The 26,853-nt window shown below is 34.8% G+C and carries 20 protein-coding genes; 14 read left to right on the top strand and 6 right to left on the bottom strand.

Features of this window, described 5'->3' with window-relative positions; genetic code table 11:
- Positions 1-85 precede the first annotated feature (85 nt).
- Positions 86-2,137, top strand: a complete 2,052-nt coding sequence (locus tag M0M44_RS04225) for an ATP-binding protein (protein WP_248728646.1) — start codon at positions 86-88, stop codon at positions 2,135-2,137.
- Positions 2,127-2,825 carry a response regulator gene (locus tag M0M44_RS04220; protein ID WP_248728645.1) on the top strand — a complete coding sequence of 233 codons (699 nt, stop codon included), beginning with the start codon at positions 2,127-2,129 and terminating at the stop codon, positions 2,823-2,825. Before M0M44_RS04225 ends, M0M44_RS04220 begins: the two co-directional genes overlap by 11 nt.
- 90 nt (positions 2,826-2,915) lie before the next feature.
- Here the strand turns inward: M0M44_RS04220 and thiL are convergent, their stop codons facing one another.
- Complete coding sequence (gene thiL, locus M0M44_RS04215; RefSeq protein ID WP_248728644.1) at positions 2,916-3,962, bottom strand: thiamine-phosphate kinase; 1,047 nt, start codon at positions 3,960-3,962, stop codon at positions 2,916-2,918.
- Between the two features lie 244 nt (positions 3,963-4,206).
- Between thiL and M0M44_RS04210 the strand changes: the two genes are divergently transcribed.
- Both M0M44_RS04210 and M0M44_RS04205 read left to right on the top strand, forming a co-directional pair.
- Complete coding sequence (locus M0M44_RS04210) at positions 4,207-4,686, top strand: DinB family protein (RefSeq protein ID WP_248728643.1); 480 nt, start codon at positions 4,207-4,209, stop codon at positions 4,684-4,686.
- A gap of 47 nt (positions 4,687-4,733) precedes the next feature.
- Positions 4,734-5,231 (top strand): DinB family protein, encoded by a 498-nt coding sequence (locus tag M0M44_RS04205; protein ID WP_248728642.1) that lies wholly within the window; start codon positions 4,734-4,736, stop codon positions 5,229-5,231.
- Between the two features lie 38 nt (positions 5,232-5,269).
- Here M0M44_RS04205 and M0M44_RS04200 read toward each other — a convergent pair whose 3' ends face one another.
- Positions 5,270-6,229 (bottom strand): helix-turn-helix transcriptional regulator, encoded by a 960-nt coding sequence (locus tag M0M44_RS04200; RefSeq protein ID WP_248728641.1) that lies wholly within the window; start codon positions 6,227-6,229, stop codon positions 5,270-5,272.
- 194 nt (positions 6,230-6,423) lie between these two features.
- On the opposite strand from M0M44_RS04200, the gene M0M44_RS04195 reads away from it, so the two are divergent.
- Genes M0M44_RS04195 through M0M44_RS04185 form a run of 3 tightly spaced genes read left to right on the top strand, consistent with a single transcriptional unit; the run spans position 6,424 to position 8,751 of the window.
- On the top strand, positions 6,424-7,167 hold the full coding sequence (locus M0M44_RS04195; protein WP_248728640.1) for a prolipoprotein diacylglyceryl transferase: 744 nt from the start codon (positions 6,424-6,426) through the stop codon (positions 7,165-7,167).
- Positions 7,157-8,548: a radical SAM protein gene (locus M0M44_RS04190; protein WP_248728639.1), complete on the top strand. Its 1,392-nt coding sequence runs from the start codon at positions 7,157-7,159 to the stop codon at positions 8,546-8,548. The genes M0M44_RS04195 and M0M44_RS04190 overlap by 11 nt, the downstream gene beginning before the upstream one ends.
- A 5-nt stretch (positions 8,549-8,553) precedes the next feature.
- On the top strand, positions 8,554-8,751 hold the full coding sequence (locus M0M44_RS04185; protein ID WP_248728638.1) for a hypothetical protein: 198 nt from the start codon (positions 8,554-8,556) through the stop codon (positions 8,749-8,751).
- 94 nt (positions 8,752-8,845) lie between these two features.
- On the opposite strand, the gene M0M44_RS04180 is transcribed toward M0M44_RS04185, so the two are convergent.
- The 4 genes from M0M44_RS04180 to M0M44_RS04165 all read right to left on the bottom strand — a co-directional run bounded on the left by M0M44_RS04180 (position 8,846) and on the right by M0M44_RS04165 (position 13,100).
- Positions 8,846-9,463 carry an outer membrane beta-barrel protein gene (locus M0M44_RS04180; RefSeq protein WP_248728637.1) on the bottom strand — a complete coding sequence of 206 codons (618 nt, stop codon included), beginning with the start codon at positions 9,461-9,463 and terminating at the stop codon, positions 8,846-8,848.
- Between the two features lie 225 nt (positions 9,464-9,688).
- Positions 9,689-11,485, bottom strand: a complete 1,797-nt coding sequence (gene lepA, locus M0M44_RS04175; protein ID WP_248728636.1) for a translation elongation factor 4 — start codon at positions 11,483-11,485, stop codon at positions 9,689-9,691.
- A gap of 162 nt (positions 11,486-11,647) precedes the next feature.
- Entirely contained in the window at positions 11,648-12,349 is a 702-nt protein-coding gene (locus tag M0M44_RS04170; protein ID WP_248728635.1) for an NUDIX hydrolase, read from the bottom strand.
- Positions 12,350-12,383: 34 nt separating this feature from the next.
- Positions 12,384-13,100 carry an NUDIX hydrolase gene (locus M0M44_RS04165; RefSeq protein WP_248728634.1) on the bottom strand — a complete coding sequence of 239 codons (717 nt, stop codon included), beginning with the start codon at positions 13,098-13,100 and terminating at the stop codon, positions 12,384-12,386.
- 389 nt (positions 13,101-13,489) lie between these two features.
- Between M0M44_RS04165 and M0M44_RS04160 the strand changes: the two genes are divergently transcribed.
- From M0M44_RS04160 to M0M44_RS04130, 7 genes are all read left to right on the top strand, one after another.
- Positions 13,490-13,672, top strand: coding sequence for a hypothetical protein (locus M0M44_RS04160; protein WP_248728633.1), 183 nt, complete (start codon positions 13,490-13,492; stop codon positions 13,670-13,672).
- A gap of 40 nt (positions 13,673-13,712) precedes the next feature.
- Positions 13,713-16,802, top strand: a complete 3,090-nt coding sequence (locus tag M0M44_RS04155; RefSeq protein ID WP_248728632.1) for a SusC/RagA family TonB-linked outer membrane protein — start codon at positions 13,713-13,715, stop codon at positions 16,800-16,802.
- A gap of 12 nt (positions 16,803-16,814) precedes the next feature.
- Positions 16,815-18,395, top strand: a complete 1,581-nt coding sequence (locus tag M0M44_RS04150) for a RagB/SusD family nutrient uptake outer membrane protein (protein WP_248728631.1) — start codon at positions 16,815-16,817, stop codon at positions 18,393-18,395.
- 17 nt (positions 18,396-18,412) lie between these two features.
- On the top strand, positions 18,413-19,282 hold the full coding sequence (locus tag M0M44_RS04145) for a hypothetical protein (RefSeq protein WP_248728630.1): 870 nt from the start codon (positions 18,413-18,415) through the stop codon (positions 19,280-19,282).
- A gap of 137 nt (positions 19,283-19,419) precedes the next feature.
- Entirely contained in the window at positions 19,420-21,906 is a 2,487-nt protein-coding gene (locus M0M44_RS04140) for a glycoside hydrolase family 2 TIM barrel-domain containing protein (protein ID WP_248728629.1), read from the top strand.
- A 225-nt stretch (positions 21,907-22,131) separates the two neighbouring features.
- Positions 22,132-24,531: a glycoside hydrolase family 31 protein gene (locus tag M0M44_RS04135; protein ID WP_248728628.1), complete on the top strand. Its 2,400-nt coding sequence runs from the start codon at positions 22,132-22,134 to the stop codon at positions 24,529-24,531.
- Between the two features lie 267 nt (positions 24,532-24,798).
- A complete protein-coding gene (locus M0M44_RS04130; protein WP_248728627.1) occupies positions 24,799-26,805 on the top strand; it encodes a glycoside hydrolase family 97 protein in 2,007 nt (668 codons plus the stop codon).
- The last annotated feature ends 48 nt before the right edge of the window (positions 26,806-26,853 follow it).

Here is a 26,853-nt window from a genome sequence, read left to right as displayed (position 1 = left end):
TAAAAGTCTTTGGGCTGCCAATTTTTTTGGCTGCCTTTTTTTATGTTTATAGTTTTAGTATTTTTGGTAAAACTCAAAACTTGCATTGAAAAGATATTGCCCAATATTATTGTTTTTATTGTTGATTTTTTCAGGTTGTACCCAAAAGGAAAAATCAAGTGAACTAACTTCAGTGCAGGATAGTCTTCCTATTTATTTGTCATTGGCAAATGATATTCAGATTAATTATGCCCTTAAACAAGAATATGCTCAGAAGGCATTTTCTATAGTAGTTAAACAAAAAAATGACTCTATTAGTAGGTTTAACTTGTTTAAGATTGCCAATAGGTATTATAATATGAATGATTTTAAATCATATCATGAAATTTCACAACTAGTTTTAGATAGGTCCATAAGTAGCAAAGATTCGGCAAGTATTGCAAAAGCTTATACCTATCTAGGGGATTATTATAGTTCAAGAGTAATTTCTGACAGTGCTTTCAGAAATTATTTTTTAGCGCAGAAGATTTATTTGCAGATTAATGATCAACATAATTTGGCAAGAACCTTATTAAGCAAAGCGAGTCTACAATATAACGAATCAGATTTTTTTGAAAGCGAAATATCTGTATTCAAAGCTTTAAGCATATTGAAAAACAAAAAAAATGTAAATGACCAGCTTTACGAATGTTATAATCTGCTGGGTATTTTATATAATGAAAGGGAAGAATATGAAAAGGCACTGGAATATCAGAATAAAGCTTTAAACACTTTAAATGATAAATCGATTCCGGCTGATCTTCAGTTGAAAGCGACTTCTTTGAATAATATCGGGTTTGTTTACATGCGTATGAAAAACTATAAACAGGCCATTATTTATTTTGAAAAAGGACTTCAAGAAAAAAACCTGTTCGAAGAGAAAACTATTTTATACGCCATGCTTCTTGATAATCTGGCTTATTCAAAATTAAAATCAAAACGATTAGATGGGCTTCCGGATCAATTTTACAGATCCCTAAAAATTAGAGATAGTTTGGGGTTGAAAATGGCTAAAGTATCCAATCAGATTCACTTGTCTGAATATTATGCATTTAAAAAAGATACTTTAAGGGCTGTACAGTTTTCGAAACAAGCTTTGTTTCTTTCGCGTTCGTCAGATAAATTGGCAAATACTTTACTTGCTTTAAAGCAAATCGCTGTGGTAGATCCTGAAAATGCATCTAAGTATTCAAAGGAATATATTCAATTGAATGATAAAATGCTCAAAGCAGAGCGAAATATGGGAGAAAAATTCTCTCGTATTGAGTACGAAACCAACGAAATCAAAGACCAGAATTCTAGTTTGCAGGAAAAGAACAAAACCTTGGTTTATGTGTTTAGTATTTGTACATTGCTCGGACTGTTTTTTTATGTTTATAAAACTCAACAGGCCAAAAATCGTGAACTGATTTTTAAGCAACAGCAGCAGATTGCAAATGAAGATATTTACAATTTGATGATCTCACAGCAGAACGAAATTGAGCTTACGCGAATAAAAGAAAAGAAAAAAGTTGCGCAGGAATTACACGATGGGGTTTTAGGACGTTTGTTTGGCATTAGAATAAGCTTGGATAGTCTTGATAAATTGGATGAAGAAGCAGCAGTTTCTAAAAGAAAAAAATACCTTACGGAATTAAAAAATGTTGAGCAAGATATTAGAGAAATTTCGCATGACTTAAATAGAGAAAAATCCGAATTAATTAATAATTTTGTCTCGATTTTAGGAAAACTTTTTGAAGATCAAAGAAATACATACAGTTCTAAGCTGATTACTACTTTTGATCCTGATATTAAATGGGATTTGATAAGTAATATTGAAAAAATCAATTTGTATAGAATTGTTCAGGAAGGACTCCAAAATTGCAATAAATATGCTAATGCTGACATTATAAAAGTCGAGTTTAAAAACGAAAATACTAATTTGGTTTTAACCATTGAAGATGACGGAATTGGATTTAATACCAATAAGACCAAAAACGGAATTGGTCTGCATAATATAGAATATCGTGCAAAAGAGTGTAAGGGTACAGTTACGATAAAATCTGCCAAGGGAGAAGGAACAATTCTCACTATAAAAGTCCCAATAGAGCCAAATAACAACCTCCATAATGACATTTGATTTAACAGCCTCAGTTCCACAATTAGTTAGAAAGAATATTTTAATAGTAGATGACCACCCATTTATTATTGAAGGCTATAAAAATGCTATAACTCGTTATAATCCAAAACAATATGAGTTTTTGATTTCTCAGGCGCATGATTGCAGATCAGGTTATGATATAATAGAGAATGATAACACGCCACATTTTGATATTGCTTTTTTGGATATCAGTATGCCTCCTTATGAAGAAAAAGAAATATTTTCTGGTGAAGATTTGGCAAAACTGCTTTTGAAAAAAATGCCTTCATGCAAAATCATTCTTCTAACGATGTATACAGAATTGCTGAAGATTAAAACGATTATCAGAACCATTCAACCGAACGGATTGATTATTAAAAATGACCTTACTTTTGACGAATTGCTCCTAGCTTTTGATAAAGTAATGAAAAACGAAAAATATTATAGCCAGTCGGTTGTAAAAATGCTGAATCAGTCTACACATAATGCAATAGAGATCGATCAGTACGATAAGCAGATATTAGTTCATTTGTCAAAAGGAGTTTCAGTTCATGAAATGCTGCAAAATATTCCGATTTCTTTAAATGCTATCGAAAAACGAAAAAAGCACCTGAAAGAATTGTTAAAAGTTAAAAACGATTCTGATATAGATTTGGTGAAAGAAGCCAAAAGTAAAGGGCTTTTCTGATGGTTAAATTCCAAAAAAACAAATTCCAAATTCCAATATGATTATCAGTCTTGGAATTTGGAATTTTTTTATATTGGGATTTCCTAGAGTTTATTCGCTAAGAGCATCCCATCCGCGTGCTTTTAAGGCAATTTTTGTGTTGGCGCGTGTTACAAGATGGATTCCTTCATTTTCTTCTGTCATATGTCCAATAACAGAGAAATTCGGATTTCCTTTTATTTTGTCAAAATCATTGATATCGATTGTAAACAAAAGTTCGTAATCTTCACCGCCGTTTATAGCAACTGTTGTACTGTCAATATTAAATTCTTCGCAAGTAGAAATAAATTGCGGATCCAGCGGCAGTTTATCTTCATATAAATTACAGCCCACTTTTGACTGTTTGCAGATATGAATAATTTCAGAAGATAATCCGTCTGAAATATCAATCATTGCCGTTGGTTTTATGTCTAAAGCATGAAGTAGAGTGCGAACATCTTTTCTGGCTTCAGGTTTCAATTGGCGTTCTACCAAATAAGTATATGGATCTAAATCGGGCTGATTGTTTGGGTTAACCTGGAAAACTTGTTTCTCACGTTCCAAAACCTGTAATCCCATATAAGCTGCACCTATATCTCCTGTCACGACTAGCAAATCGGTTTTTTGAGCGCCATTTCTGTAAACGATTTCATTTTCGTCAGCTTCGCCAATTGCTGTGATGCTTATAATTAAACCTTTTTGAGATGAGGTTGTATCTCCGCCAATAACATCAACTTTATATTCTTTTGCGGCGTGTGTAATTCCTGCAAACAATTCCTCTAGAGCTTCTAGCGGGAAACGATTAGAAACAGCAACCGAAACTGTAATTTGAGTCGGTTTTGCATTCATCGCACAAATGTCAGAAACATTTACCACAACCGCTTTGTATCCTAAATGTTTCAAAGGCATATAAGCCAAATCGAAATGAACTCCTTCAATTAATAAATCGGTAGAAACTACTACTTTTTTGTCTTTAAAATCAAGAACAGCAGCATCATCACCAATACTTTTTAAAGTAGATTCTTGAGTAACATCAAAGTTTTTGGTTAAATGGTCAATTAAACCGAATTCGCCTAATTGCGCTATACTAGTTCTCTGCTGATTTTTATCTTCTATCATTTCTGTTAAGTTCCAAAAGTTATTAAGGTGCAAAGGTACAAAGGATTTTTTTAAAGATGCTAAGATTCTGAGATACTAAGGTTCTAAGTTTTTTATCGCACGTTTATTCTGTATAGACGCACCGCAGTGCGTCTCTACATTTGTCAGCAGCAAAAAAAAATCATTTATTTTTTTGCTGCTGACAAACTGTTGTCACCAACCCATTCTACTTTTGAAGTATTAAAAATATTTAAACTTTAAAACCATGAAAACATTAGAAGCACAAGTTATTACTTCAGAAGATTTATTAAAACACTGGCAAGGGCATAGAGCACTTACGCGTCGTTTAATTGAACTTTTTCCAGAGAAAGATTTCTTCGAATTTTCAATTGGCGGAATGCGACCTTTCGCTAAATTGGTAGATGAGCTTTTGGCTATTGCAGTTCCAGGTTTAAAAGGAATCGTAACGAAAGAAACGGCGCCATTTTCAGAAGGAACTGAAAAACTGATTTTTAAAGCACAATATCTTGAAAAATGGGATGAAGCTACAGTAGAAATCAATAAATATTGGGAACAATTATCGGTTGAAGATTTTAGCGAGACTTTTAACCTTTTTGGACAATATGAATTTCCTGTAATTCAGAATATCTTATATTTTATTGATAATGAAGTACATCATCGTGGACAAGCTTATGTTTATTTAAGAGCTTTAAATATCGAGCCACCGTTTTTCTGGGAGAGATAATTAACGATTTTTTACTAACTTAATGTCAGAAATCTAAAACTAAGATTATGAGTTTAAAGAAGATAATGTCAAATTATGCAGATTATAATTTGTGGGTAAATCAACAATTTGTGAATTGGCTTTCGCCGAAATCAGATGAATTGCTTTATACTGAAGTGCCGTCGAGTTTTTCTACTATTATGAAAACACTTGATCATATTTGGTCTACAGAAGAATATTGGTTTTCTGTTATTTCCGAATCTTCATTATCAGAAAAGAAAGCAGAAAGCGATTTGTCAAAAGAGGAAATATTTGCCGGATTATTAAATTCGTCTACAAAATTGAAACATCTTATTAACTCATTATCTGAAGAAGATTTAATGAAAGAAGTTAAAATCTTAAATCCGTGGTTTGAATGCGAATTGCCCATTTCCGAATATTTAATCCAAGTCATCAATCATGGCACTTATCATCGGGGTCAGATTGTAACAATTGGGCGAAATGTCGGAATTACAGATGCTTCAAACACCGATTATAATTTTTATAATGTGGTAAAACAGAAATAAATGAAAAACTCCTGAGATACTATTCTCAGGAGTTTTTTTTATAAAAGTCTCTGTCTGTTGATTTCCAATAATTCTAAGACGTTGGTTTTTAATATCTCAGGCTCGAGAATTTCTGCGTAATCTCCATACATAAGAAACCATCTCGGAAAAGCGTTACTAATATCTCGGGACATAAAAGTCATTTCAATTTTTTTACCTACGTCTTTTTGCGAAATAAAGCCATGATATTTTCTCTCAGTTGCTAAATATCGTGCTATTTTGCGGTCAATTAAAATCCTAACTTTTGTTGTTGGATGGGACTCTGTTTTAGTTAAATAGGTTTCTAAAGCATCGTGTTCGATCGTAAAATCTACATCGGTTTTTTTTATTTCCTGAATTCTATCGGTTCGAAATTGTCTGTAATCTTTTCGAAGATGACAATAACCCAGAAAATACCAGTTATTATTGTCATGAAAAACGCCTATTGGCTCAAGATTACGCTGAGTTGTTTCGTCTTTATCAAAAGTTTTATAGGTTAAAAGAATTTGCTTTTTCTCCGCAATTCCTTCAAAAAGAACGGCCAAAGTATTGGGCGAATTATCATTAAACATGGGTTCTGCATCCTGCATTACAATTCTCGATTCGATGCTCGAAAGATAATCTTTGTCGTTACTTCTTAAAACCGATTTCAGTTTGTACATCGCCGACGCATAGTGTGTTCCCAAAGAAGGATCAGTAAATTTCTTCATCAGTTTTTCGGCCGCAATAAAACTGCTCACTTCTTCGCGCGTAAACATAACTGGCGGGAGTCGATATCCATCCATTAGCGCATAACCAACTCCAGCTTCGCTATAAATAGGAACGCCAGATGCTTCCAAAGTTCGAATATCTCTGTAAATGGTTCTTAAACTGCACTCAAAACGATCTGCTAATTCTTGTGCTTTTACAATTTTTTTAGATTGCAATTGAATAAGAATGGCAACAATCCGGTCAAATCGTTTTGGAGTTTCGTCAAGCATTTTTTTAAGATTCTAAGGTTCTGAGTTGCTGAGACTCTAAGTTTTTTTTGCTAATTCAAAGATACAAATGTAAAAAGTAAAGAGAATAAAAAAAGCTGTTCTAAACTAGAACAGCTTTTACTTTATAAGTCGAATGAATTGAAATGTTTTTTTTGCATCTTTACAGAATTATAGTATTAAATCTTAGAGTAAAAATGAAGTTTCCTTTTGAGCCAGTTATTTTTGGTTATGAAATCAATATCCATTTAGTTTTAGAATATCTGGCATTTTTTTTAGGATATCGTTATTATGTTTTTTTGAGAAAAAGAACGAATGATACGATTGTTTCTTCCAATAGATTATCAATCATATTAGGAGCTGCAATTGGAGCTTTTTTGGGTTCTAGAATTATGGGTTTTTTGGAAAATCCTGTTTTTCATCTTGATGCAAGATCAATTTTAGAACTCTTCAATGCGAAGACTATTATGGGAGGATTGTTTGGCGGACTTTTGGGCGTTGAAATTGCTAAGAAGATTATAGGAGAAAAAGAGTCATCGGGTGATTTATTTACCTTTCCGATTATTCTGGGAATTTTTATAGGGAGAATTGGCTGTTTTTTATCTGGAACCAATGAGTTTACGTATGGAAAAGAAACGACCTTTTTTATGGGTATGAATCTTGGAGATAATATTAAAAGACATCCAATTGCATTATACGAATTAATTTTTCTGATCATTTTATTTTTTGTTCTGAAGAAATTAAAAAACAGAAATATAAAAAACGGACTTATATTTCAGTATTTTATGATTGCCTATTTTGCATTTCGCTTTTTTGTAGAATTTCTGAAACCCAATTATTTCTTGATTTTTGGAATAAGTTCGATTCAGATTTTATGTTTGATTTGTCTGCTCTATTATAACAAAACAATTTTGAATTTATTTGTAAAAAATGCCAGTTAGAAAATATACTTATTATGACTTTACATTAAGCCTTTGTCCAGAATGCTTAAAGAGAATTGATGCTAAAATTGTTTTTGAAGACGAGAATGTCTACATGCTTAAAAGATGTCCGGAACACGGGAGTTCTAAGGTTTTGATTGCTGACGATATTGAGTATTACAAGAATATCCGAAACTACAATAAACCATCCGAGATGCCGTATACTTTTAATACAAAAACGCATTATGGATGTCCGTACGATTGCGGTTTATGTCCAGATCATGAACAGCATTCTTGCCTTACTGTTGTTGAGGTTACAGATCGTTGTAATCTGACATGTCCGACTTGTTATGCTGGTTCATCGCCTAGCTATGGTAGACACAGAACTCTTGAAGAAATAAAAGCAATGCTCGATACGGTTGTTAAAAACGAAAAAGAACCTGATGTCGTGCAGATTAGCGGAGGAGAACCAACCATACATCCTGAGTTTTTTGAAATTTTGGATTATGCAAAATCAATTCCGATAAAGCATTTAATGCTAAACACAAACGGAATTAAAATTGCGAAAGACAAAGAATTCGTTCAGAGGCTAAAAACCTATTCTCCAGATTTTGAAATCTATCTTCAGTTTGATTCTTTTGAAGATAGTGTATTACAGGAATTGCGTGGAGCCGATTTAAGCGAAATACGAAAACAAGCTTTAGAAAATCTAAATGAAGTTAATTTGTCAACCACTTTGGTTGTTACACTTCAGAAAGGATTAAACGATCATGAAATAGGTAAAATTGTTGAGTTTGCATTAAAGCAAAAATGCGTTCGAGGCGTTACATTTCAACCTACTCAAATAGCGGGTAGATTGGAGAACTTTAACTTAGAAACCGATCGCATGACACTAACAGAAGTAAGAAGAAAAATTCTGGAGCAAACTACCGTTTTCAATTCAGATGATTTACTTCCTGTTCCTTGTAATCCTGACGCTTTAGTAATGGGTTATGCGTTGAAGTTAGGAGACGAAGTTTTTCCGTTAACGCGATATATTAATCCAAATGATTTATTGGATAATAGTAAAAACACGATTATTTACGAGCAGGATGAAGTGCTTCGAGGTAAAATGATAGATTTGTTTAGCACAGGAAATTCTGTAGAAGTAGCGCAAGAAAACTTGAAATCGATATTATGCTGTCTCCCTAATATTGATGCACCAGAATTAGGATATGACAATCTGTTTAGAATTATTATCATGCAGTTTATTGATGCCTATAATTTTGATGTGAGAGCAATAAAAAAATCATGCGTACATATTGTCAATAAGGATAATAAAATAATTCCTTTTGAAACCATGAATTTGTTTTACAGAGATGATAAAGTAAAAAGATTAGAAGAATTAAGAACTAACATATAAAAAATATGACAGCGTTAGAAGTAGGTAATTTAGATGGTTTAGTCGCATTTTTTGTAGCGATTATGGTAGGGCCACCCATTTTAATGGCCATCATTGGTTTTGCAATTAAGAAAAGTAGCCCCAATGGAGCAAAGGTTTGTTTTATTATAGGAGCCCTATATTTAATTATTGGATTAGGAATATGCGGAACACTTCTATCATGAGAAAATTCCAAAACCAATAGAATTCCTCGACAAATAAAAAAAAGCTGTTCCAAATTGAAACAGCTTTTCGATCGTTAAATCGCAAAAAAAAAAATTAAAATCTATACAAAACTCCAAATTGAGGTTGATCGAAAATATTTTCAAATAAATTGATATTTAATTGAAAAGTATCAGACGATGGACCATTTTCTGGAGAAACGCTGTTGTAAGCCAAAACATTTGCAAGAACAAAAGTAACGGCAATGTTTTTGGTTACAAAGTAATTTAAACCAACATTAATATCAGCTGTTAAACTGTTGTCGGTATCGCTGCCCACTTGTGGTATATCAGTTTTGTTTCTTCCGTAACCCAAACCAACTTCAGCGTAAGTTTTAAAGCGTTTTTTATCTAATTCTAAGAAATAGTAACGAGCAAAAGCTCCAACCCCAAATACATTTGTTTCTACTTGAGTTGTTTCCACTTTGTTACTTGAGTAATTTAATTTAGCTCCAACAGCAAATTTATCATTTAGCAAATAGCCAAACTTTGGGCTAAAGCCATAATAATCTGCGTCTCCGCCAGTACTAATTTTGATAGATCCTTCTAAAAACATATCACCCTTTTGAAAAGTGATGCCTTTTGCAGAATTCATTTCTGAATCAACTTGGTCTTGTTGAGCGTTTGCAAAGCAGAATGCGAATAGTGCTAAAATAACAGAAAATTTGGTTTTCATAGTCTTGTAATGTTAAAGTTGTAAGATTAAAAATACATTTTCTGTTATAAAATGGCTGTGAGTTTGCTCGAATGGGTTAAAAAACGATTTTTAGAGTTAATATTTCAATGTTTTTGTAGGTAATGACTTTGTAATTTCGTTAGTAAAAAGTCAATAAAAAACCCGACAACTTTCGTCATCGGGTTAGTCTATTATGTTTGTTCTTTACTCTTTTATCTAAAAAAACTAGTCATTCAATTTCAAAACAGCCATAAATGCTTCTTGTGGAATCTCTACGTTTCCTACTTGACGCATACGTTTTTTACCTTTTTTCTGTTTTTCAAGCAATTTACGCTTACGCGAAATATCTCCACCGTAACATTTTGCGGTAACGTCTTTACGAAGTGCTTTAATCGTTTCACGAGCGATAATCTTAGCTCCAATTGCAGCTTGAATCGGAATATCAAATTGCTGTCTTGGGATTAACTCGCGTAATTTCTCGGTCATTTTTTTACCGATATTGTACGCATTGTCTTCGTGAATCAATGCAGAAAGTGCATCAACTGTTTGAGCATTCAAAAGAACGTCCAATTTTACCAATTTCGAAGTTCTCATTCCGATAGGAGAGTAGTCAAAAGAAGCATAACCTTTAGAAACTGTTTTTAAACGATCGTAGAAATCGAATACAATTTCTGCCAAAGGCATGTCAAAGTTTAACTCAACTCTTTCTGTTGTTAGGTATGTTTGGTTGGTAATTAAACCACGTTTTTCGATACATAAACTCATTACGTTTCCAACAAAGTCAGATTTAGTAATGATAGTAGCTTTAATAAATGGCTCTTCAACTCTATCCAATTTTGAAGGCTCTGGTAAATCTGAAGGATTGTTTACAATTAAAGCTGTTTCAGGATGTTTTTTGGTGTAAGCCAAATACGAAACGTTAGGAACTGTAGTAATTACAGTCATGTCAAACTCACGCTCTAAACGTTCTTGGATAATTTCCATGTGAAGCATTCCTAAGAACCCGCAACGGAAACCAAATCCTAATGCCGCAGAACTTTCAGGAGTAAAAACTAATGACGCGTCATTCAATTGTAATTTTTCCATTGAAGAACGTAAATCTTCGTAATCTTCTGTATCAACAGGATAAATACCAGCAAATACCATTGGTTTTACATCTTCAAAACCAGTAATCATATTGGTAGTTGGTACTTTTGCATCTGTAATGGTATCACCAACTTTTACTTCACGAGCTTCTTTAATTCCAGAAATCAAATAACCAACATCTCCTGCCGAAACCACATTTTTAGGAACTTGATTTAATTTTAAAGTTCCAATTTCGTCAGCAAAATATTCGTTATCTGTAGCCATGAATTTAATTTTCTGGCCTTTTTTGATTTCACCATTTACAACTCTAAAGATTACTTCAATTCCGCGGAACGGATTATAAACCGAGTCAAAAATTAAAGCTTGTAATGGTTCTTCTGGATTTCCTTTTGGAGCAGGAATTTTTTCGATAATAGCGGCAAGAATGTTCTCAACACCAAAACCAGTTTTTCCTGATGCGTGAATAATATCTTCCAATTTACATCCTAATAAATCGATAATATCATCACTAACTTCTTCTGGATTAGCACTTGGTAAATCGACTTTGTTTAAAACTGGGATAATTTCTAAGTCGTTTTCAAGAGCTAAGTATAAGTTTGAAATCGTTTGTGCTTGAATACTTTGCGCAGCATCAACAATCAAAAGCGCGCCTTCGCAGGCAGCTATTGATCTTGAAACTTCGTATGAAAAGTCAACGTGCCCAGGAGTATCAATTAAGTTTAAGATATATTCTTCACCCTTGTATTTGTATTCCATCTGGATGGCATGACTCTTAATGGTAATTCCACGCTCGCGCTCCAGATCCATGTTGTCAAGCAATTGTGCTTTTTCTTCACGTGCTGTAACGGTTTGTGTTGCGCCTAGTAATCTGTCCGCCAATGTACTTTTACCGTGGTCAATGTGTGCAATAATGCAAAAGTTACGTATCTTCTTCATTTTATATATCAGTTCTCTATAACGAGTTTTAGTATTTTTTGGGTATAAAACAGCCTAAAGCAATTGCTTTAAAGCATGTTATTAAGGCGCAAAGATAGCGCAAAGTTTTGGATTCTGGAATCTTGATGTTGGATAGTTGATTGGAAAGAATCAAAAATGATATTAAAATTCAAAATTGAATCCTTTTTCTGTTAATTTCTTATACATTTCGGGGTCAAATTTATAAAGTTTGGCCGCTCTATGCGAAACGTCTTTTTGTTTTTCTTCTAATGCTGTCAGTAGTTTCATGTGAAGGACTTTTCGTCTAAAATTAGATTTATCCAATTCGATTCCTAAAATTTCTTCGTACAAATGCATTAATTGCAATAAAGTAAATTTTTCTGGAAGCAGGTTAAAACCAATTGGCGCCTGACGAACTCGGTTTCGCAATTGCAATAAACTGAAATCAAGAATTTCGTTGTGGTCAAAAATCAGCTCTGGAATTTCACTTATCTTGAACCACTTTGCTTCGAAAACCTTTAAACTGGCCTTAATATTATAATCTTCCCTATTGACCAAAGTATAATAACCAATGGTAACCACACGTCTTTCCAGAACACGCTGCGGATTTGTAAAGGCTTTTAACTGTTCCAAGTAGATGTTTTCAAGACCCGTAAGTTCCTGTAAAATTCGTTGGGCAGCATTATCTGCACTTTCGTCTATTTGAAGCCATCCGCCAAGAAGTCCCCATTTGCCTTTACTTTCGCCTTCGGCATGCTGCACCAAAAGCACTTCGAGACTCTCTTTGTTAAATCCGAAGAAAACACAGTCAATCGTGATTCCGTCTACTGCTGGTTTGTGATGGTTAGTAGTTATTTCAGTCAATTTGTTGTTGTCGTGTTATATTGTGTATTGAAAATTAGAACTCAAAATTGAATCCTTTTTCAGTTAGTTTTTCATAGATTTCTGGATCAAACTTATATAATTGAGCAGCTCTGTGCGATACATCTTGCTGCTTTTCGTCTAATGCGACCAGTAGTTTCATGTGAAGAATTTTTCTTCTAAAGTTGGGTTTGTCCATTTCGATTCCTAAAATTTCTCCATACAAATGCATTAATTGTAATAAAGTGAATTTTTCTGGTAGTAAATTAAAACCAATCGGTGTCTGGCGCACTTTATTTCTAAGATGTTTTATGCTGTAATCTAGGATTTCGTTGTGGTCATAAATCAAATCTGGAATTTCATTGATTTTATACCATTTCGCATCAGAAGCCGTAAAACCAGCTTTAATGTTATAATCTTCTCTTTTTACAAGTGCATAATACCCAATCGTAATAACGCGTCGCAGCGGAAAACGATCTGGATCTCCAAATGCTTTCAACTGTTCCAGATAAATATTGTCAAGCCCCGTAAGCTCATTCAATAACCGATGAGCGGCATTGTCGGTGCTTTCTTTTTTATAAATCCACCCACCCGGAAGTCCCCATTTTCCTTTACTGATACCTTCGGCGTGTTGTACCAAAAGCACTTCAAGACTGCCTTTGTCAAAGCCAAAAATGACACAGTCAATTGTGATGGCATTCATCGCACTGTTTTCATTTTTTGGAGCAGTTTTGTCGTCTACATTTTCAACCATATATGAGATAAATTTTGACAAATTAAATAAATAAAATCATTAGTAACCTTTTTGAAAGCCTTATATTTTTTTTAACGAAACAAAATTTTGATAATCAGCTGTTTAAAAATGTGCTAAAAAAGCGTTCTTTTTAAATGGATTCTTAAACGACTGATTGTCAATTTTATAAAACAATGATTTTTTTATATTTTTTATTTCAATTCTTGTTCACATTTTACAACATTAATAAAAATGAATTAGAATTAATCAGAATCGAAAAAAAATAACCCTAATATTTTGTTAATATAGAAAATTTGTTTTACACTTGTAGTCAAATTTACCATAAGATAAATTCAAATTGACTATAAGTAAAAAAGAACAAAACTACGCTTAACTTAAACTTACCACAAATGTTTTTTTTAGAAATTGATTTAAATCACTTTTTGATGAGATTACCATCATCAGATTTTGCCCAAAGAATCGATTTTAAAGTTGCTTATAGTCTGCAAGTACTAAATGTTGGAAAAGAGATTCAGGCCCTCTTTTTTGGCATGACCTGCTTGGGAAGTTTTTCCGGATTTCTCTTAGGGTAAAAAAACACTAACTATAACTTAAACTTAATCAATTCTTATTATGAAAAGCAAAAATTGTATTAAAACAACAAAGCTTCCATATTTTGTGGCGGTGCTGCTTAGCGTATTTATGATGCAGTTTGGATTTGCTCAAGAATCCAAAACTGTAAGTGGGACAATTACCTCTTCCGAAGACGGATTTGGAGTTCCAGGAGCAACTGTACAAGTACAGGGAACGAAATCGAGTACTGTTACCGATTTTGATGGAAAATATAAAGTGGAGGCTAAAACAGGAGATGTTTTGGTAATCACTTTTGTAGGTTTCAAGTCGCAAAATATTACAGTTGGAACTCAAAAAGTGGTCAACGTAGTTTTGAGCCCTGAAACTTCAGAACTTAAAGAAATTGTAGTAATCGGTTACGGTACTCAAAAGAAGAAAGTAAATACTGCGGCAACTTCTTTGGTGTCTGGAAAAGACATTCAGCAGGTTGCGAGTCTTGATGTTGTAAATGCTTTACAAGGTCAAGCTTCTGGGGTTTCGGTAACTTCATCTTCTGGACAGCCAGGTGCGAATATGGTGGTAAATATTCGTGGAGCAGGTACAGCAGGGAACAGTGACCCGCTTTATGTGGTTGATGGTGTTGTGGTTGATAACGGAATTGGATATTTAGATCCTTCTGTTATTGAAAGGGTTGACGTTTTGAAAGATGCTTCTGCAGCTTCTATCTACGGAGCAAGAGCGGCAAACGGAGTTATCTTGGTTACAACTAAAAAAGGAAAAGATGGCAAAATGAATGTGTCTTTCAGTTCTTATACAGGTTTTCAGCAGATTGCTAAAAAACTGGATTTGATGAATACGCAAGAGTATACGACAATCATGAATGAGGCTCGTGTAAATTCTGGATATGCGCCGTTATATACTAAAGAGCAAATCGCTGGATTTCCGGACACAGATTGGCAGAAAAGTTTATTTAACGAAGGTGCAATAAAACAAAATCACTCTCTTTTGATTACTGGAGGTGACGAAAAATCAACTATTGCAACTGGTTTATCTTACTACGGACAAGAAGGTATGATCGGAGGATCTACTAGTCAATCGCAATACGATCGTATTACTTTTACAGTAAACTCTACTTCAGAAGTAATTAAAGGTTTCTTGAAAATTGGTGAAAATTTCACTTTATCAAACATCAAATCAAGCGGTGTTGCAGATGATGGTATTTACAGCAACGCAATTAGAGCGTTCTTAAATGCTGCGCCAATCGACGCTCCTTATGATGAAAACGGAGATTTTGCACATTCAATTATTTCGAATGATGTAACAAATCCTGTTGGATCTTTATACTACAATAACTTCAACCAAACCAAAACAAACCGTTATGTAGGTAACATTTTTGCCGAATTAAAGTTTGCAAAAGATTTTACCTTTAGAACGAGTTATGGTGTTGATATGACGGATAGCAATTACCGTTCTTTCAGACCTGTATATTCTCTTTCTTCAAACGATAATAACACAGTTTCAAGTGTTACGCAAAGTGCTACAAAATCTTTAGGATGGATTTTTGAAAATACACTTCAATATAAATTCAATATTGCAGGTTCTCATAATTTTGACTTGTTAGCGGGTACTTCTGCTAAAAAGAATACTTCTGATTATATGGAAGGACAAGGAAGAAACTTAATTTTTGATGATTTCGCACACGCTTATTTGGATAATGCAAAAGACCCAACATCAAATGTGGTAAAAGGAAATCGTAGAGATTATGCGATTCAGTCTTACTTCGGACGTTTATTATACGATTATGATAATAAATATTTATTCTCAGCTACAGTTCGTCGTGACGGATCTTCAGAATTTGGTCCAGACAACAAATATGCTATTTTTCCATCTTTCTCTGCTGGTTGGAATTTAGACAAAGAAGCTTTCTTTAAAGAAAATAAAGTATTAAATACTTTCAAATTAAGAGCAAGCTGGGGACAAAATGGTAACGATCAATTTGCAAGAAGATTTGCTTATATGTCGGTTGTAAACTCAACAGATAAAACGTATCATTTTGGAACAGGTGACGAAACTTTATTAGTAGGTTCAAGCCCGGATCAATTAGCAAACCGTAACTTAAAATGGGAAACTTCAGAGCAGTTAGACTTAGGTTTTGACGCTACTTTATTTACCAACTTTACTTTAACTTTCGATTACTATGACAAGAAAACGAAAGATTGGTTAGTATTGGCTTCTATCCCTGCTTATGCTGGAGCAACTGCGCCTTATGTTAATGGTGGAGATGTTAGTAATAAAGGTTTTGAAATTGGATTGGCTTATCGTACACGTATTGGAAAAGATTGGAATTTTGGTATTAATGCCAACCTTTCACGCAACCAAAACGAAGTATTACGAATTGCAAACAACGAAGGAATTATTCACGGAGAATCAAATGTTTTATTCCAAGGTTTAGACGAGATGAACCGTGTTGAGGTTGGTAAACCAATGGGTTATTTCTACGGATTAAAAACAGCTGGAATTTTTCAAAATGCAGCAGAAGTTGCAGCAGGAGTACAGCCAAATGCAGTTCCTGGAGATGTTCGTTTCGTAGATTTGAATGGTGACGGACAAATTGATGCAAATGATAAAACGCAGATTGGAGATCCAAACCCAGATATTAACTATGGTGTTAATTTAGAATTGTCATACAAAGCCTTTGATTTATCTATTAATACTTATGGTACTGCTGGAGGACAAAACGTTTTCGGAATTCATGATTACACTCGTGCCTACACAAACAACACTACAGATGTTTTAAACAGATGGACTAGCGAAGGAACTTCAAACACAGTTCCAAGAGTAACATACGGAACAGATGATAATGGTAACTACACTAAATTCTCTGATTTGTATATTCAGGATTCGGATTTCTTCAGAATTAAAAATGCTACAATTGGATGTGATTTAACAAAGCTTACAACAAAACTTAGTTTCTTCAGTAAATTCAGATTGTATGTTGCAGGAAATAACATTTATACATTCACAAAGTACAAAGGAATGGATCCAGAAATTGGTTTCGGAAACGTAAATCAATCTTGGGCTAAAGGAATCGATGTTGGATATTATCCGCAGCCAAGAACCTACATGATGGGTCTAAATGTTAACTTTTAAATTTTGAACACGATGAAAACATATATAAAATTATTTGCTCTTTCAAGCTTACTAACATTAGGAGCTTGTTCGGAAGATTTTTTGGAAAACGAACCATATACAGATAAGGTAACAGAGAATTTTTATAAAACTCCATCGGATGCTTTTGAAGGTTTGGTAGCTGTTTACGATGTATTGCAAAGAGAAGCTTACGGTACACAATTGATCGTAAGCGAGCAGGCATCTGACAACTGTTTTGGAGGATTTGGTATTGCAGATCCAACAGTAGATTTGCAATGGGACCGCTTTCAATATACTACAGATAAAGATATGAACTCTCTAACATGGTCAAACTCTTATCTTGGAATTTACAGAGCGAATGTTTTGTTGGAGAACTTAGACAAAGTAAATTGGGGAGCTAATACAGCTTTAAAAACACGTTACGAAGCTGAAGCTCGTTTCTTAAGAGCACATTTTCATTTCCAAGCAGCAAAAATGTTTGGTGATATTATTCCGCTAGATCATACGGTAACGACTAGTGAGTTTGAATTACCAAGACAAGCACCAGAAGTTACTTATGCTTTAATTGCAAACGATTTAAAATTTGCTGCAGATAACTTAGGTCCAGAAAATTACTCACAAGCAGGAAATGCAAACTACGGACGTATTACAAAATGGGCTGCAGAAGCTTATTTGGCTAGAACATTCTTGTTTTACACTGGAGCTTACAACAAAACAGATTTAGCGGGTGTAGTTACAAAAGCACAGGCTGTAACTTATATTAATGATGTTGTAAATAATAGTGGCCACGGACTAGTAGCAGATTTTGCGAATCTTTGGTTAGCAGCTTCTTTTGAGAATTTCGCTGGAGAAGATAATACAGAAATGGTTTGGGCTGTTCGTTTCAATGGTTCAGGAAAAGGAAACTGGGATCTTCATGAAGGAAACCGTTTTCAAGTAAATATTGCGCCTCGTGGAGGTTCAATAGGAAAATATGCAACAGGATGGGGAGGAGCGACTGTAAATCCTAAATTGGTTGCGGCATACGATAATGCAGATAGCAGAAAAGCAGCTTCATTTATTGACTACGCTGGTGAAGGACTAAATTTTGATCCGCAGGCAAGAGAACAACGTCAATATACCGGATATTCTTGGAAAAAATATTGTCCGATTACGAATGCAGCAGGAACAGCTGTTGTTGAAGCAAATGGAGGAAACTTCCAAATTGACAACTACCAAGATTATGCAATTATTCGTTTTGCAGATGTTTTATTAATGGCTGCCGAATTGAATTTAGGAACAAATCCTGGACTAGCTCAAGCAGATTTAGACAGAGTACGTGACCGTGCTTTCAAAAGTACGACTAACAGAGTTCCTGCAACTCAGGCTAATATTATGGAAGAGCGTCGTTTAGAATTGGCTTTGGAAGGATTACGTTATTTTGACTTAATCAGACAAGGAATGCCAGCAATGAAAGCGGCTATCGACAACAATACTGGAGATTCTCAGTTTGCCGTAACATTTAGACCAGAAACTTTAGGATGGTTTCCTTTACCACAATCACAGATCGTACTTTCAAATGGTACTATTCAACAAAATCCAGGTTGGAATTAATATTTAAACAATTGATTATGAAACGTATATTATATATAGTATTAGCGGCTGTAACAATCAGTTCGTTTTTATTCTCTTGCGAGCCTGTTGAAGATCGTGAAAGTCTGCCAGCAGTAACGCTGACACCAGAAACACTTGAGTTTTCAATTACTCAAAACACAGTAAAAAAGAATGAAGTAGTGTTAAAGAATGATGATCCAACCGTAATTCCATTTTGGAGATATGTTGACGGTAACGGAAATGAACTTGGACATTCTAACAAAAGCGATGATAAAGTAAATTTTCCTTTTGCAGGAAAGTATACTATTTTCTACACCGCATTTGTTAGAGGAGGATCTGTTGAAGCTGCTCCAGTAACAGTAGATGTTCCAGAGAACGATGATGCTTTTTTCAGCGATCCAAGATGGGCAAAACTTACCAACGGGCAGGCTGGAAAAACTTGGGTATTGTATATGACAGCTCCATTAGAGTTTATTGGAAATACGCCTAGTTATGTTAATAGAGAAGTGAGCGGTCCAGGATGGTGGCCAAATCTTACAGATATTTCTTGGGCTGGTCTAGAAAATAAAGATTGGGGAGAAATTACATTTGATTTGAATGGAGGCTACAATGTTTCTGTAACACAAACTAACCCAGCTTTAGGAAATACACAAAAAACAACCAAAGTAGGAACATTCAATTTTAGTCTTACAACTGGTGAAACAAATGACAGAATTTCATTCAACGGAGGAACAGAAATGTTACATCCAAATGAACCAAGCTATTTCAGTCCTTCTTTCAGTTTTACAAACGTAAAAATTGTTGAACTTACTGAGACAAGTTTATGCTTCATTGCTATTAGAGCAGATGGTGATTATTTGATTTATCATTTGGTTCCAAAATCATAAGTTAGTTAGTTTTCAAGTCTCAGTTTTAAACATGTTTGTAACGTGCTTTAAGACTGAGACTTAAATTATTTAAAAGAAGGAATATTCGAAATCGATTTTTATTTCTATCTTCCATTTCCAAAACACAAAAAGTACCTATGCATATTAGAAAAAACATAAAAAGCATATGTTTGGTGGCAGTAGCAGCGGGAGTAATTTTACTCAATTCCTGCGCTAAAAAAGAAGATGCATTTGTAAACCGAAAAGTTTCTTTTAATGCAGATTGGAGTTTTCATCTTAATGATAGTATAATTGATAAAGACACCATTGGAACATCTACCAAATGGAGAACTCTTGATGTTCCGCACGATTGGAGCATCGAAGGAAAATTTGATGAAAAAAGTCCTGGCGGTTATGGCGGAGGATCTCTAAATGGAGGTTTAGGCTGGTACAAAAAAACATTCAAAGTGGCTGCAGAAGACAGTACAAAAGTAACTTCTATCACTTTTGACGGCGTTTACAAAAACAGTGAAGTCTGGGTAAACGGTCATTATTTAGGAAAACGTCCAAACGGATATATTGGTTTTCAATATGAAATCTCCAAATACTTAAACTATGGAGACAAAAACAACGAAATAATTGTTAAGGTTGACAATTCAAAACAACCGAATTCACGCTGGTATTCGGGTTCAGGAATTTTTAGAAATGTCTGGATCGAAACCACAGACAAACTTCATGTAGGGCAATGGGGAACTTACATTACAACCCCAAAAGTTACAGCCGAAAAAGCTTCTATAAGTATTGAAACAACAATAAAAAATCAATATAAAGAAGGTAAAAAAGCTACGGTAACGACGACTATTTTTAAAGAAGACAAAAAAGTAACATCTGTTACTCAAGATATAACAATCAATACCAGCGAAAATCAAACTTTGAATCAATCGGCAGAAATTGAAACCCCGATTTTATGGTCAGATGAAAACCCAGAATTGTATACAGCAGTTACCGAAATTTCGCTTGACGATAAAATCGTTGATCAATACAAAACCAATTTCGGAATCAGAGATTTTAAATTTGATCTGAAAAAAGGTTTTATTTTGAATGGAAAACAGGTTAAAATAAAAGGAGTTTGTATGCATCATGATTTAGGACCATTAGGGTCTGCGATCAATACGCGTGCAATCGAACGTCAGTTAGAGATTTTGAAAGAAATGGGTGTAAACGGAATCAGAACTTCTCATAATCCGCCTGCACCAGAACTTTTAGATCTCTGCGACAAAATGGGTTTCATTGTCATGGATGAAGCTTTTGACATGTGGAAACAAACTAAAACCAAATACGATTACGGAAACGATTGGGACAAATGGCATAAACAAGATCTAATCGATCAACTGCTACGTGACCGAAATCATGCAAGCATTTTTATGTGGAGTATTGGTAACGAAATCCCAGAACAATGGAGTGAAACAGGTGTTGAAATTGCCAAAGAATTGGCCGCAATTACTCGTCAATATGACAAAACACGCCCGTTGACTGCAGGAATGAATCCGCCGGTAAATATGAATATTGATGCCGTGACTTTACAATTTGAGAAAAAAGATGTTTCGATTAATCCGCTTGCTGGATCTGGAGTCTTAGATTTAATCGGATACAATTATGCGCATCAGACATTCGAACATCATCTGAAGAATTTCCCTAATACTCCTTTTATTGCAACTGAAACGACTTCAGGTTTGCAGACAAGAGGATATTACGATGCTGTTTCAGACACTATCAAAAAATGGCCGGTAAGATGGGATCTTAAATTTACAGAAGGAAATCCAGGAAATACCGTTTCGGCTTACGATCAGGTACAGACGCCTTGGGGATCTACGCATGAAGCAACTTGGAAAATTATTAAAAAACATGATTTCTTGGCAGGAATGTACGTTTGGACTGGTTTCGATTACATCGGAGAACCAACTCCGTACGAATGGCCATCGGTAAGTTCGTATTTCGGAATTGTAGATTTAGCTGGTTTCCCGAAAGATGTGTATTACATGTACCAAAGCGAATGGACAGACAAAACGGTTCTTCATATTTTTCCGCATTGGAACTGGAAAGCCGGACAGACTGTTGACGTTTGGGCATACTACAATAAAGCCGATGAAGTGGAACTTTTTGTAAACGGAAAATCGGTTGGAAAAAGAAGCAAAAAAGGAGACGATCTTCATGTAATGTGGAGAATTCCTTTTGAAGCCGGAACCTTAAAAGCAGTTTCTCGTAAAGACGGAAAAGTGGTTTTAGAAAAAGAAATTAAAACGGCTGGAAATCCTTCACAATTAAAATTGAGTGCGGACAGAAGTACGATCAAAGCAGACAAAAACGATTTGTCATTTATTACAGTTGATATTTTAGACGACAAAGGAACATTAGCTCCAATGGCAAATAACGAAATTAATTTCTCTTTAAAAGGAAACGGAAAAATTGTGGGTGTTTGCAGCGGTGATCCAGTAAGCCACGAACCGTATAAAGGAACTAAACATACCGCTTTGGCTGGAAAATGTTTGGTAATTGTACAATCAGGAGATCAATCTGGAAGATTGGAATTAACCGCAAAAGCAAACGGATTAAAGCAATCGACAATTGTAATTACAGCAGAATAAGTTTTCTAATTTTTGAAATTTAAATATAGACACAAATTAAAATATTTTATACTCTCGCAGATTTAGCAGATCATGCGGATTTAATTTTTCCAGATCTGTGTAAAAAGATAGCCACAGATTATAAGGATTAAAAGATTTAAATCTGCTCAATCTGCGAGAGGAAAGAAAAAGAAAAAATACTTTTATCCCGATAACTATCGGGAGTGGAAAAAAAATAACTAACTAATGAAAAAATCACATTTAAAAACCTTGTTTTCGATTTGCGTTTTTGCACTTCTTACAGTTCCAAATGCTTCAGCTCAAATTCAGAACGCAGATGTGCTGAACGCACCAATAGATATCAGTAAAGATTTTCAGAATTATCTGAACACCTTTTATTTCGCAGACGAATTGGCTTCTTTTGATCCTGCAACAGGAAAAGGAACCATCAAATATTTGAGATACAATTACAAAACGCGTCAGGCATTCAACAATATGATGATGAAACCAGATGTGGAAAAAGCAAACGAATTCCCAACAACAGAATATGCAGAATCTCCTGTTTTGCCATTTGAAATTCAGTTTGTTTCCGATAGAACAGTTAGAATCAAAACAACTTCTGGACCGCAATTTCATCCGCAAAAGGAATCATTGATGCTGGTTGACGGCGTTGCGCCAAATCACCCCGAATTATGGAAGTATTCTAAAATTGAAGGCGGTCACAGTTATACAAGCAAACACGGAAGAGTTGAAATTTTGACAAAACCTTGGCATGTAAAAATTTACGATGAAAAAGGAAAAATGCTGACAAGCACGCTTCATGATACTGATTTTAAAAATACGTATACACCAACACTTCCGTTTTCTTACGTTCGCAGAAACAGCGATTATTCAAGAAGTATGGGCGCGGCGTTCAGCTTAGAACCAGACGAAAAAATATTTGGTTGTGGAGAATCATTCACACAATTCAACAAACGCGGTCAAAAAGTAGTTTTATGGACAGATGACGCGAACGGAATCCAGAATGAAACGATGTACAAACCGATTCCGTTTTACATGAGCAGCCGCGGTTACGGAGTTTTCATGCACCATTCAACACCAATTACAGTTGACTTTGGAAAGTATTTCTCAAGTGCAAACGAAATGTACATTGGCGATGACGAAGCCGATTTATTTTTCTTTATCGGAGAACCAAAAGACGTTTTAGATCAATACACTAATTTGACTGGAAAAGCTGCCATGCCTCCGCTTTGGTCTTTCGGTTTCTGGATGAGCCGTATTACTTATTTCTCAGAAAAGGAAGGAAGAGATGTAGCAAGAGATTTGCGTAAATACAAGATCCCAACCGATGTAATTCACTTTGATACAGGATGGTTTGATGTAGATTGGAGAAACAACTACGAGTTTGCAAAATCTCGTTTCCCAGACGCAACCAAAATGATGTCTGATTTAAAGAAAGACGGTTTCCAAGTTTGTTTATGGCAATTGCCGTATTTCACGCCAAAGAATACTTTGTTTCCAGAAATCATGGAGAAAAACTTAGCGGTAAGAGATAGAAAAGGGAATCTTCCTTACGAAGATGCGGTTTTAGATTTCTCAAATCCAGAAACCATTTCTTGGTATCAAGGCAAATTGAAAAAATTATTTGATGAAGGTGTTGCGGTTTTCAAAGTAGATTTTGGAGAGGCTGCGCCGCCAGACGGAATTTACCATTCTGGAAGAACTGGTTTTTACGAGCACAATTTATATCCTCTACGATACAATAAAGCAGTTGCAGAAATTACTCAGAAAGAAAAAGGATACACTTTAATCTGGGCAAGAAGCACTTGGGCAGGATCGCAGCGTTATCCTTTACATTGGGGAGGAGATTCTGAAACTTCAAACGGAGCCATGTCGGCAGAATTACGCGGCGGACTTTCATTAGGTCTTTCTGGTTTCAGTTTCTGGAGTCATGATGTTGGAGGATTTGCAACTAAATCTCCTGAAAATATTTACAGAAGATGGACACCATTCGGAATGTTCACTTCGCACGTAAGAAGCCACGGAGAGCCTCCGCGTGAACCTTGGTTGTACAGCAAAGAGTTTTTAGAAGGATTTAGAAAAGCAGATAATATGCGTTACGAATTAATGCCATATATCTATGCTCAGGCAAAAGAAAGTTCTCAAAAAGGATTACCAATGATGCGTGCTTTATTTGTAGAATATCCAAACGATCCAGGAGCTTGGTTAGTAGATAATCAATATTTATTTGGTTCAAGTATTTTAGTTGCACCGCTTTTTGAAGAGGTTGAAGAAAGAGACGTTTATCTTCCAGAAGGAACTTGGATCGATTATCAAACTAAAAAAGTATACCAATCAGGATGGCATAAAATTAAAGCTGGCGAAGTGCCAATTGTAGTTTTAATTAAAGACGGAACTGCGATTCCACACATCGGTTTAGCGCAGTCTACAAAAGATATGGATTGGAGCAAACTGACATTGAAAGTTTACGCAAGCGATAAAACAACTTCGGCAACGGCTAAAGTATTTTTACCAGAAGGCGATGCAGTACAAGAAATAAAAGTGACCAAAAACGGAAACAATTTTGATGTAACTGCAAATCCATTAAACGGAAAAACCACTTTCAAAACGGAGTGGATTAAATAAAAAGTTATAGCCACGAATTCACGAATTTAATCTGTATAATTCGTGAATTCGTGGCGAAAAAAATAAACACATAGAAACATAGACTTTTTGTTTCTGAAAAAGAGAATAAAAATAAACTAGTTTCCAACACATAGCTATGTGAATTTAAAGTGAAACGCCTTTTAAGATTCCAATAAACTATGAGTCTATGTGTTTAAAATAATCTAGCCAAAGATTAATTAATAAAATTCGTGAATTCGTGGCTAAAAAAATATAATTCCAAAAAACATGAAAAACTATCTAATTCTCCCAGCCATTTTGTTTTCAGTAGCAATTGGCTACAGTCAGAAAAACAAAAACGCTTACGAACTGGCATCGCCAAACGGACAAAATAAAATAAAATTTGAGCTGGTAAAAAATGCTCCAAAATATGCTGTTTCACACGGGAAAACCGAAGTGATCACACCATCAGAAATGGGATTTTTACTAAAAGGAAATGAAGATTTAAGTTCAAATTTTGAAATTAAAGGAGCAAAAACTTCTTCGTTTGATGAAACTTGGGAACAAGTTTGGGGAGAAAAGAAAAATATCAGAAACAATTACAATCAGTTGGTTGTTGATTTACAGCAAAAAACTGGAAACAAGAGAAAATTGCAAATTCAGTTTCGTGCTTTCGACGATGGAGTGGCGTTTCGATATGTTTATCCAAAACAAAATGTAAAAGACAGTATTTTCATCATGGATGAAAAAACGACTTTTAACTTAAAAGAAGACGGAAAAGCATGGTGGATTCCGGCAAACAGAGAAAACCGCGACGAATATCTTTTTAAAGATGCGCCGGTAAGCACACTTGACACCGTTTTAACTCCACTGACAATTGAAAGTAAAAGCGGATTGGCTCTAAGTTTTCACGAAGCAAACTTGATCGATTTTGCAAGTATGACTTTGGTAAACAATAAAGGAACAGAATTAAAATCGGATTTGGTGCCATGGCCAGATGGTGTAAAAGTTCGTGTAAAAGATACTTTTACTTCTTCTTGGAGAACGATTCAAATCGGAGAAAACCCAGGTGAATTGATCACTTCATATTTGGTGTTAAACTTAAACGAACCAAATAAGTTAAAAAATACAAACAGTTATTTCAAACCATACAAATATTTAGGAATCTGGTGGGGAATGCACATTGGGAAATACACGTTTTGGGAAAGCGACAAACAAGGTGCAACAACAAAACATGCCGAAGAATATATCGACTTTACAGCAAAAGAAGGTTTCCATCATTTATTGATCGAAGGATGGAATAAAGGATGGACGCCAGGCTGGTACGAAAACCGTATGCACATGTTCAGCTTCACCAAAAGTGCTGACAATTTCGACCTTGAAAAAGTAGTTGAATACGGAAAGAAAAAGAATATCGAATTAATTGGATACCACGAAACAGGCTCAAACTTAATTAACTACTTAAAAGAAGTTGACGAAGGTTTTGCTTTATACAAAAAACTAGGAATTCACACAGTAAAAATTGGTCACGTAGGTTCAAAATTGAATATGAAACAAATGCACTTCGGACAATTTGGGGTGAATTATTTCAGATACATTTTAGAAAAAGCAGCACAGTACGATTTAGCAGTTTTATACCACGAATCAATAAAAGATACGGGAGAAAGAAGAACTTTCCCAAACATGGTTTCGAGAGAAGCAGCACGCGGACAAGAATATAACGCATGGAGTGAAGGAAATCCGCCAAACCATTTAAGTATCATTCCATTTACAAGATTACTTTCTGGGCCAATGGATTTTACGCCAGGAATTTTCGATGTTGAGGTAAAACAAGGTTACCCAGGAAAAAGAATCCAAGGAACAGTTGGACAGCAGTTAGCATTGTATGTAACGATTTATTCTCCAATTCAAATGCTGGCAGATCTTCCAGAAAACTACGAAGGAAAACCAGCTTTACAATTCCTAAAAGATGTTCCAACAGATTGGGAAGACACTAAAATCTTAGAAGGAAAAATTGGTGAATACATCACAACAGCGAGAAAAGACAGAAACAGCGCTGACTGGTATTTAGGAACTTTGACCAATGAAAAACCAAGAAATGTAGAAGTTTCATTATCATTTTTAGATCCAAGTGCAACTTACGAGGCACAGATTTATGTGGATGCTGAAGGAACAGATCAAACACACAATCCAGAAGCAGTAGCAATTTCTAAGAAAACAGTAAAAGCTTCAGATAAGTTACAATTGAAATTAGGCGGAGCTGGCGGTGGTGCAGTAAGATTTAAAAAATTGTAATTGGAGTTAGAGTTTAAATGTTAGAAGTAAAAAGTTAAACCCGACAGG

This window comes from Flavobacterium humidisoli (genome assembly GCF_023272795.1).
In the GTDB taxonomy this organism is placed as follows: Bacteria; Bacteroidota; Bacteroidia; order Flavobacteriales; family Flavobacteriaceae; genus Flavobacterium; species Flavobacterium humidisoli.
Note: the sequence above shows the minus strand (reverse complement) of the source record. Positions and strands in the feature narration are given on the sequence as shown.

Excerpts from the sequence above, each read along its gene's own strand:
- M0M44_RS04220 (WP_248728645.1), top strand. The coding sequence starts at position 2,127 with ATGACATTTGATTTAACAGCCTCAGTTCCACAATTAGTTAGAAAGAAT.
- thiL (WP_248728644.1), bottom strand. The coding sequence starts at position 3,962 with ATGATAGAAGATAAAAATCAGCAGAGAACTAGTATAGCGCAATTAGGC.
- M0M44_RS04210 (WP_248728643.1), top strand. The coding sequence starts at position 4,207 with ATGAAAACATTAGAAGCACAAGTTATTACTTCAGAAGATTTATTAAAA.
- M0M44_RS04205 (WP_248728642.1), top strand. The coding sequence starts at position 4,734 with ATGAGTTTAAAGAAGATAATGTCAAATTATGCAGATTATAATTTGTGG.
- M0M44_RS04200 (WP_248728641.1), bottom strand. The coding sequence starts at position 6,229 with ATGCTTGACGAAACTCCAAAACGATTTGACCGGATTGTTGCCATTCTT.
- M0M44_RS04195 (WP_248728640.1), top strand. The coding sequence starts at position 6,424 with ATGAAGTTTCCTTTTGAGCCAGTTATTTTTGGTTATGAAATCAATATC.
- M0M44_RS04190 (WP_248728639.1), top strand. The coding sequence starts at position 7,157 with ATGCCAGTTAGAAAATATACTTATTATGACTTTACATTAAGCCTTTGT.
- M0M44_RS04185 (WP_248728638.1), top strand. The coding sequence starts at position 8,554 with ATGACAGCGTTAGAAGTAGGTAATTTAGATGGTTTAGTCGCATTTTTT.
- M0M44_RS04180 (WP_248728637.1), bottom strand. The coding sequence starts at position 9,463 with ATGAAAACCAAATTTTCTGTTATTTTAGCACTATTCGCATTCTGCTTT.
- lepA (WP_248728636.1), bottom strand. The coding sequence starts at position 11,485 with ATGAAGAAGATACGTAACTTTTGCATTATTGCACACATTGACCACGGT.
- M0M44_RS04165 (WP_248728634.1), bottom strand. The coding sequence starts at position 13,100 with ATGGTTGAAAATGTAGACGACAAAACTGCTCCAAAAAATGAAAACAGT.
- M0M44_RS04160 (WP_248728633.1), top strand. The coding sequence starts at position 13,490 with ATGTTTTTTTTAGAAATTGATTTAAATCACTTTTTGATGAGATTACCA.
- M0M44_RS04155 (WP_248728632.1), top strand. The coding sequence starts at position 13,713 with ATGAAAAGCAAAAATTGTATTAAAACAACAAAGCTTCCATATTTTGTG.
- M0M44_RS04150 (WP_248728631.1), top strand. The coding sequence starts at position 16,815 with ATGAAAACATATATAAAATTATTTGCTCTTTCAAGCTTACTAACATTA.
- M0M44_RS04145 (WP_248728630.1), top strand. The coding sequence starts at position 18,413 with ATGAAACGTATATTATATATAGTATTAGCGGCTGTAACAATCAGTTCG.
- M0M44_RS04140 (WP_248728629.1), top strand. The coding sequence starts at position 19,420 with ATGCATATTAGAAAAAACATAAAAAGCATATGTTTGGTGGCAGTAGCA.
- M0M44_RS04135 (WP_248728628.1), top strand. The coding sequence starts at position 22,132 with ATGAAAAAATCACATTTAAAAACCTTGTTTTCGATTTGCGTTTTTGCA.
- M0M44_RS04130 (WP_248728627.1), top strand. The coding sequence starts at position 24,799 with ATGAAAAACTATCTAATTCTCCCAGCCATTTTGTTTTCAGTAGCAATT.